Source organism: Paraburkholderia dipogonis (assembly GCF_042680985.1).
Classification (GTDB): Bacteria; Pseudomonadota; Gammaproteobacteria; order Burkholderiales; family Burkholderiaceae; genus Paraburkholderia; species Paraburkholderia phytofirmans.
The window spans coordinates 142,391-150,393 of record NZ_JBHUFR010000014.1 but is presented as its reverse complement, the minus strand read 5'-3'; the positions used below and the strand labels follow the sequence as shown (position 1 = coordinate 150,393).

Below are 8,003 nucleotides of genomic sequence, written 5' to 3'. Positions count from 1 at the left end.
GCCCGGCGCGGGCGCCGCTCGCATCGCTGGCGCCGGCCGCGCCGCTCGCGCCGCCGCCGGGACCGCCCCACGGATGCCAGCGCCACAGCACCACGCCGAGGATGACCAGTGCGGCGACGATCAACGCGATATGACGGCCGCGATGCCGCTTCACCATGCCCGGCGGCGGGGTCGATGTGCCGGTGGGGCCGCCGCGCGAGGACGGTTGGGAAGCCGGAGGAACAGGGCGTGTGGTTTCCGAATGCTTTTGTTGTTCGTCCATCGGTTCGGTCAGGTGACTGGCTTGGATGTGAGCCGCTCGCGCGTTCGTGCCGTTCTTCGACAGTTCGGCGGACCGGCACGCGAATGGCATGACAGGCGGTTTCGACAGCGAGTGCACCGCGCTCGTTCAGCGCGATGCTACCCGAGGCGCGGGACAGAGATGTTAACGCAATGCGGCATCGAAACAGGCGGCCGGAAGGTTATCGAAGGGGAAAACGGCAAGCCGGGCGCGCGCGTCCCGCGACAGGAAGGCATGATCCTACGTCGCGGGCTCTGTAACAGTCCACCCGCGTATTTTTCTTTTGATTACGAAGGTTACAGGATTGCTTGCGAAACCTTGGCCGCCCACCGGCGTGCTTGCGTCCGCTTCAGGTATCGAGGCGGCGCCCCGGCGTGCCGCCGATCTCCAGCACGATTCTGGCGACGCACTCGAGGAGCGCTGGCGCCGCGCGCGAGATCAGCCAGTCGCGCGGGCACTGGTCGGCTGAGCCGCCACAATTGACCGCGTAGCGTTCGCCCGACGGTCCTGTGAAACCGAGTGCGATTGCGTTCAGTCCGTCGTACCATTCGCCCGTGGCAATCGCGAAGCCGCGCTCGATGGTTTCCTGTAATGCGCTGTCGAGCCGGCTGCCGACGTGGCCCCAGTCGTCGCCTTCCGCCGCCTGCAGGCCGATCAGCAGTTTTTCCCGCTCCGGCTCTTCGAGCGCGGCAAGATAGGCGCGGCCGATGGCGGTGCGGCTCAGATTCATGCGCGAGCCGATCTCGAGACGCGACACCAGCACCGCCGAACGCGGCCGGATCGCGTCGATCACCACCATGTCGAGGCGGTCGCGCACGGCCAGATGGACGGACAAGGCCGTGCGTTCTGCCAGTTCGATCAGGAATGGCCGCGCGCGAGCGCGGATGTCGAAGTTACGCAGAAAGCCGTTGCTCAGCTCCAGCACCGACGAGGTCAGCACGAACCGCTCGCTGTCGGGCAGGCGAAACAGGAAGCCCGCGCTGACCAGCGTGGCGGTGATTCGCGACACGGTGGGTTTGGGAATGCCGGTCAGTTCGGTCAGTTCACGGTTGCTGAGCGGCGCGTCGGCGGCGGCGACCGAGCGCAGCACGGTCAGGCCGCGCGCGAGGGCGGTCACCTCGTCGCCGGAGCCGTCTTTGTCTCTGGCCGGTTCTGCCGCAGTTCGGGAGGGCGTGGGTCGGTTCATGTGTTTTTTGGAACTTTATTTCAATTTCTTTCTTCGCGGCCCAGCCGACGACCGTCTCTCAAGCGCCGGTCGCGGTCCCAAAATAGGGCGTCGAAGTGATTTTTCATCAGAAGATTCATTGTATCGGAATATTTTTCCGCGACGAATGAAGCTTCTTTAGATTTTGCTTGACTTAGTCAGCATAACCATAAAAAATGGAATCTCATTTCGAAAGACGGTTTCAGGTTCCGCATTTTGAAGTTTCGAACCTGCCGTGGCCCGCACGAATGTCTGTGTCGAGTGTTTTCTCATAGTCCACCGCAACAGTCCATGTCGCGCTCTGCACTCTGTACAGGCGTCGCATCGCAGGCCAAACTTTCGAATACCGTCTCTCAGGTTCTAGCACGGCCCTCGGAATGGCTAGAACTTTTTAAGGCGTCACGGCAACGTGACGCCTTTTTTTTCGGCTATTGGCGTTCCACGTAGTTGGCGCCTTCCGACATGACCTTGCGGAGACATACTCGCACACGGAGGCGGGGAAACGGCCTCAGGTTGCTCGCGACTATTGGAAGACAATGGTGACCCACGTGCCAGAGCTGAGCGAGGATGGGTGTGCCTCTTTCGCCAGCACGCAAACGCCGATTTCAGCGCCTATTTTCCGCGGCCAGGTAGCCTCCGCAGCGAGTAGGTCAACACAACGAATGACGCTCGCATGCCGGCTATGAACTGCAAATGGTCACGGCCGCTTAACCGGCCGGCGTAATCTCCGCGGTTTCGCGCAAAGATCCTGATCAATTGCAATCCTGATTGAATTTGCGAAGGGCGAAGAATAGATCGCGCATCGAACTCAGATCAATTAGCCTCACAAACTCAAACGTGTTCCGATAGGCCCGCAGCCAGGGGAGCATTGCGGAAACGGCAGCTTTTTGTCCCTCGGTCGTCACGACGAGCTGACGTTTGCGTCGATCTTCTTTGTGGGTGATTGATGAGATAAGTTTGCGACGGAACAACGGCGCAAGATTGGCCGACAGATTCGATCGGTCCATTGCCAGTTCTGCTGCCATATCGCCGAAAACCAGCGGTCCGCGGTGATTCAGCAAGGCGAGCATGCAGAACTGGGATGCGTTAATCTCGGCGTCCCGAAGTTCTTCGTCGAAATGAGCCCAGAAAGCGCGCATTGCGCGCTGGGCGAAATAGTGGTTGAGCGCGAGAGCGGAGATCTCTCCGATTGCGGGCATCGACGACTCGCACTGCTGACTTTCCATATCTGCGGTTCCAATGCTTATGGACGAGGGTGCAAAGAGTTCCGTGCTGCCGCGCGCGGATCGTTGCAAGGCACTGAAGCCGTCATGACGGTGGACGCCTGAAACTAGTCGTCCGTCGGCGCGGGGCGGGTCCGCGAACATGGTGCACAGGCCACCTTGCGGCAGGGGAGGACTTCACGCGAGCCCGAACGTTTTCCTCAAGCTTGCGTCGACGGGGCCGGAGGGCATGAAGCGCCGCAATTTGCGCAACAGGGATGCCTCGCCGGCCGGTGTGCGACGCATACGCCAGGTGCCGAGCGCCGCGTCGACTATTGTCTTCGCTACGCCGTCCGGCGCAGGGGCGCCTTTGACACTGTTGACGACTGCGCTCGATGCAAGCACGCGCTCGCGCTCGTAGTCGGCGATTTTCGAGCTTGCGAGAGGGGCGTTGATGTCCAGATTGGTCCGGGTAAAGGACGGTTCGACCAACGTCACGCGAATGCCGAACTGCCGCACCTCATGGTCCAGCGTCTCGGTCAGCCCTTCGACGGCATGCTTGGACGCGGAGTAGAGTCCCATGTAGGGAGCGGGCAAGAACCCAAGCACCGAACTGACATTGATGATCCGTCCGCCGCGTTGTGCCCGCATATGGGGAAGTACTGCCTGCGTCGTGCGCAGAATGCTGAAGACGTTGGTATCGAACAGCGACAATGCCTCGGCAGTCGACGTTTCCTCCACGGCGCCGATCAGGCTCGTTCCCGCATTATTGACGAGTACGTCGATTCGCCCGGCGCGTTCGATGACGGACTGGATTCCGGCCTTGACCGAAGCATCGTCGCGAACATCCATCTCGACAAGCTCGACTCCGGAGACAGGCGCCGCTTTTGCGATGCTGCGCACTGTGCCAAACACGCGGCAGCCTCGCCTCGCGAACTTCTCGGCGGTGGCGCGCCCGATACCCGATGACACGCCGGTCACAACGACAACCGTGGAATTCGACATGAACAGCTCCGTTTGGTGAATTAGTGAAATTTCAACGCGCGTCGAGCGCTTCCTGCGCCATCGGTTCTGCATGCGATGACCGCGGGTCCCGGCTCCTGTGCGAACCTGCGGGGCTGCCGGGGCGGATCCTGAACCAGATTGCGTACATGGCCGGGAGGAACATCAGCGTGAGAATCGTCCCGGCGAGCGTGCCACCGATCAGCGTGTAAGCGAGCGTTCCCCAGAACACCGAATGCGTCAGCGGAATGAAGGCCAGGATCGCCGCCATGGCCGTCAGGATCACCGGGCGCGCCCGCTGGACAGTGGCTTCGACGACGGCATGGAACGGATCGAGACCGGCATTTTCGTTCTGGTGAATCTGCCCGATCAGAATCAGCGTGTTACGCATCAGGATGCCCGAAAGCGCGATGAGCCCGACCAACGCATTGATGCCGAACGGCTGCCTGAACAGGATCAATGTCGGCACCACACCGATGAGGCCGAGCGGACTCGTCAGGAACACCATCACCATCGCTGAAATCGAGCGAACCTGGAGAATGATGATGACCAGCGTGATCGCCAGCATGATTGGGAACAACGGCAACATGGCGGTCGTCGCCTTGGCCGATTCCTCGATCGAGCCCGCCTGCTCGATGCGATAGCCGCTGGGCAGCTTCGCGATGATCGGCTGAAGCTGCCGGGTGATCGCCGTCGAGACGTCCGGTGGCTGCAGGTTGTCGGCAATGTCGCCGCGTACCGTGATCGTCGGCACGCGGTCGCGCCAGCGCATGATCGGCTCCTCCATGCGCACGTCGACCTTGCCGACCTGCGACAGCGGAATGCGCTGCCCGTTGGCGCCGGCCAGCGTGAAGTCGCCGAGCCGGGCAGGGTCGAGACGCACATCGCCAGCCGAACGCGCTACCACCTGCACGCTTCGGATATCCTCGCGCACGGCGGTCACAGGCACGCCGGTGAGCAGGAACTGCAACTGTTGCGCGACGGCGCTGGACGTCAGTCCCACCGCCTGCAAGCGATCCTGCTGCAAGGCGAAGTGCAGCGTCGGCGAGCGCGTGCCCCAGTCGGTGTTGACCGTGCGCATCATCGGACTGGCCTCCATCACCTGCTGGACTTCAGCCGCGATTCCACGCAGCTTGTCCGGGTCCGGACCGGTGACGCGATAGGCGACCGGGAACGGCGAATACGGCCCGAACACGAGTTGCGTGACGCGCACGCGCGCTTCGGGAGCAAGACCGTCGGCGATGGCTTGCCGCAGTCGCGCCTTCAATGCATCGCGTTCCTCCTGACTGTCCGTGCGAATCACGATCTTCGCGAACGACGGATCGGGCAGCTCCGGTCCCATGGCCAGGAAAAAGCGCGGTGCACCTTGCCCGACGTACGCGGTGACGATGCTGGCTTCCTTCTGTTTAGCCAGCCACGCCTCGACCTTTTCGGTAGCGGCGCTGGTTTGGGAAATGGAGGTGCCATAGGGCATCTGCACCTCGACCAGCACTTCGGGACGATCGGAGATCGGGAAGAACTGCTTCTTGACCACGCCCATACCCAGGATGGCCAGGGCGAAGAGGCCAACGACCGAACCGGCAACCAGCCATTTGCGCGCAATGACGCGCGTGAGCAGCTGGCGGAAGCGGTTGTAGCGCGGCGTGTCGTAGATTGCGTCGTGCCCCCCTTCGACCTTTTTGAAGTCGGGCAGCATCTTCACGCCGAGGTAAGGCGTAAAGACCACGGCGACGACCCACGATGCGATCAGCGCAATGCCGACGATCCAGAACATGTTGCTGGTGTATTCGCCCGCAGTGGACCGCGCGAAGCCGTTGGGCATGAAGCCGACGGCCGTCACCAGCGTGCCCGCCAGCATGGGTGCGGCAGTGTGGCTCCAGGCATAGGCAGAAGCGGCCACACGGCTGTAGCCTTCCTCCATTTTCACCACCATCATTTCAATGGCGATGATCGCGTCGTCCACCAGCAGGCCCAACGCCAGGATCAGGGATCCCAAAGTGATGCGGTCGAAGTTCTTGCCGGTCGCGGCCATCACCACGAACACGACAGCCAGCGTCAACGGCACGGCGGCGGCAACCACCAGGCCCGCGCGCCAGCCCATGCTCACGAAGCTCACGAGCATGACCACCAGCAGTGCGACGAAAAACTTGAGCATGAATTCGTCGACCGCCGAATGGATGTTGACGGCCTGATCCGTGACCTTGGTCAGACTCATGCCCAGCGGCAGCCCGGCGTTGATTGCGCCGACCTCGCTGTCCAGTGCCTTGCCGAGATCGAGCCCGTTCCAGCCGTCGCGCATCACGATGCCGAGCACCAGCGCCGGCTCGCCGTTGTTGCGGATCATGAATGTCGCCGGATCTTCATAACCGCGCTCGACAGTAGCGATGTCCGACAGCTTCAGCGTGCGACCTTGCACGACGACGGGCGTATCGCGGATCTTCTGCAGTTTGTCGAAGGCGCCGTCCAGGCGGATCAACACTTCCGGACCTTTGGTCTCCACGGAGCCGGCCGGCGTCAGGGCATTCTGGCCGTTGAGCGCGGCGAACACGTCCTGCGGGCTGACACCGAGGGTTGCCAGCCGGTCATGCGAGAACTGGACGTAGATCCGCTCGGCCTGTTCGCCGATGATGTTGACCTTCTTCACCCCCGGCACGTGCAGCAATCGCTGACGCAGCGACTCCGCATCGCGCACGAGCAGACGTTGCGGTTCGCCACGGGCCTTGAGCGCAAAGAGTGCGAAGGTGACGTCAGCATATTCGTCGTTGACCATCGGCCCGATCACGCCAGACGGAAGATTGGCTGCCTCGTCGCCAATTTTCTTTCGGGCCTGGTAGAACTCCTCCTGCACTTCGGACGGCGGTGTGCTGTCGAGCAAGGTCAGCGTCGTGAAGGCCAGCCCGGGTCGCGTGTATGTCTCGCTGCGGTCGTACCAGCGCAGCTCCTGCATGCGCTTTTCGATTTTCTCGGCGACCTGATCGTGCATCTCCTGCGCGGTGGCGCCAGGCCACGCAGTAACGATGGTCATCACCTTGATGGTGAACGCCGGGTCCTCGGCGCGGCCCAGCTTGAAGAACGACAGGAGCCCGGCCAGCGAGATCAGGCAGATCAGGAACAGGGTGATGGAGCGCTCACGCACGGCGAGCGCCGACAGATTGAATCGGCCTTCGCTCACGGACGTGCTCCTTCGTTCGCCATCGCGACGGCCTGGCCGGACACGCGAACCTGCTCGCCTTCGCGCAGCAACTGGGCGCCGAGGGCAATGATGCGATCGCCTTGCTTCAACGTACCGGACACGCGCGCGCTGTCGTCGCCCAGGTGGAGGACCGTCACCGGGTGCCACGCAACTTTGGCCGGCTCGCCGTTGACGACCCACACGCCGGGCCCTTTGCCCGCGTCGAGCACCGCGCCGATCGGCACCTGCATGCCGTCCTGGAGCACCACGCGTGCGTCCGGTATCTCGATCGTGACGGTCGCGCCCAGCGGCGCGTCGGCCAGCGCACCTTGCAATACATAACGCGCTTCGAAGGTGCGGGTACGCGCATCTGCCGTATCCGAAAGCTGGCGCAGGGTGGCCGGCACGCTGGCGCCGCTGTCGCCGAACAGGTTTGCCTGGGCGACTGAACCAATGACGGGACGCAGGGTTTCCGGAAGCTGGATCACGGCCTCGCGGCGCCCGGCGTGGGCCAGGCGCACCACGGGCTGTCCGGCGCTGACGACCTGGCCCGGTTCGGCCAGGGTTTCCATCACGACGCCATCGCCGTCCGCCACCAGCTCGGCGTAGCCCGTCGCATTGCGCGCCACGCCGGCGTCAGCCTCGGCCGCGCTGAGCTGCGCTTTGGCGGCATCGGCGGCGGCCTTGGCCTGGTCGTACGCCGAAGCCGAAATCGCACCCGTGCCGCGCAGGTCACGATACCGCTCCTCATCCTGCGCGGTCTGCTGCGCCCGTGCTCGCGCGGCGGTGACCGCCTCCTGCCGGGCCTGCGCGGCCAGCTTGAGATCGATGGGGTCGAGGCGCATTAGCAGCTGGCCGCGTTTGACGGTCTGGCCGGCATCAACAAGCCGTTCCAGCACCTTGCCGGACACGCGGAAACCCAAGTCGCTTTGCACCCGTGCCGCAACGGTCCCGGTGAACGAGCGGGACGTGGGGGCGGCGCGCTGAACGATGGCCGTGCGCACCAGTGGCACCTCGGTGCGCGGGTCGGGCGGTGCTTTTTCGCCGCAGGCCGCTAGCGCAAGCGGCAGCGCACAGGCGAGTGCGGAAGTGGCGAGGCGACGCGAGAACATGAAAGTCCCATCGGTGAAGTGATGACGGCTT

The 8,003-nt window shown here is 63.3% G+C and carries 5 protein-coding genes and 1 pseudogene; all 6 read right to left on the bottom strand.

Annotated features, from left to right (window positions below; all coding sequences use genetic code 11):
* Positions 1–262 (bottom strand): annotated as a pseudogene (locus ACFSNN_RS20095) (MdtA/MuxA family multidrug efflux RND transporter periplasmic adaptor subunit); the annotation flags it as partial.
* 367 nt (positions 263–629) lie between these two features.
* The gene (locus ACFSNN_RS20090) at positions 630–1,466 is read right to left on the bottom strand and encodes an IclR family transcriptional regulator (protein ID WP_134456431.1); all 837 of its coding nucleotides are present in this window, start codon (positions 1,464–1,466) and stop codon (positions 630–632) included.
* Between the two features lie 770 nt (positions 1,467–2,236).
* Positions 2,237–2,710: a MarR family winged helix-turn-helix transcriptional regulator gene (locus ACFSNN_RS20085; RefSeq protein WP_134456429.1), complete on the bottom strand. Its 474-nt coding sequence runs from the start codon at positions 2,708–2,710 to the stop codon at positions 2,237–2,239.
* 174 nt (positions 2,711–2,884) lie between these two features.
* Positions 2,885–3,691 carry an oxidoreductase gene (locus ACFSNN_RS20080; RefSeq protein ID WP_134456428.1) on the bottom strand — a complete coding sequence of 269 codons (807 nt, stop codon included), beginning with the start codon at positions 3,689–3,691 and terminating at the stop codon, positions 2,885–2,887.
* Between the two features lie 31 nt (positions 3,692–3,722).
* Positions 3,723–6,860, bottom strand: a complete 3,138-nt coding sequence (locus ACFSNN_RS20075) for an efflux RND transporter permease subunit (RefSeq protein WP_134456427.1) — start codon at positions 6,858–6,860, stop codon at positions 3,723–3,725.
* Positions 6,857–7,972, bottom strand: coding sequence for an efflux RND transporter periplasmic adaptor subunit (locus tag ACFSNN_RS20070; protein WP_134456426.1), 1,116 nt, complete (start codon positions 7,970–7,972; stop codon positions 6,857–6,859). The genes ACFSNN_RS20075 and ACFSNN_RS20070 overlap by 4 nt, the downstream gene beginning before the upstream one ends.
* Positions 7,973–8,003 lie beyond the last annotated feature (31 nt).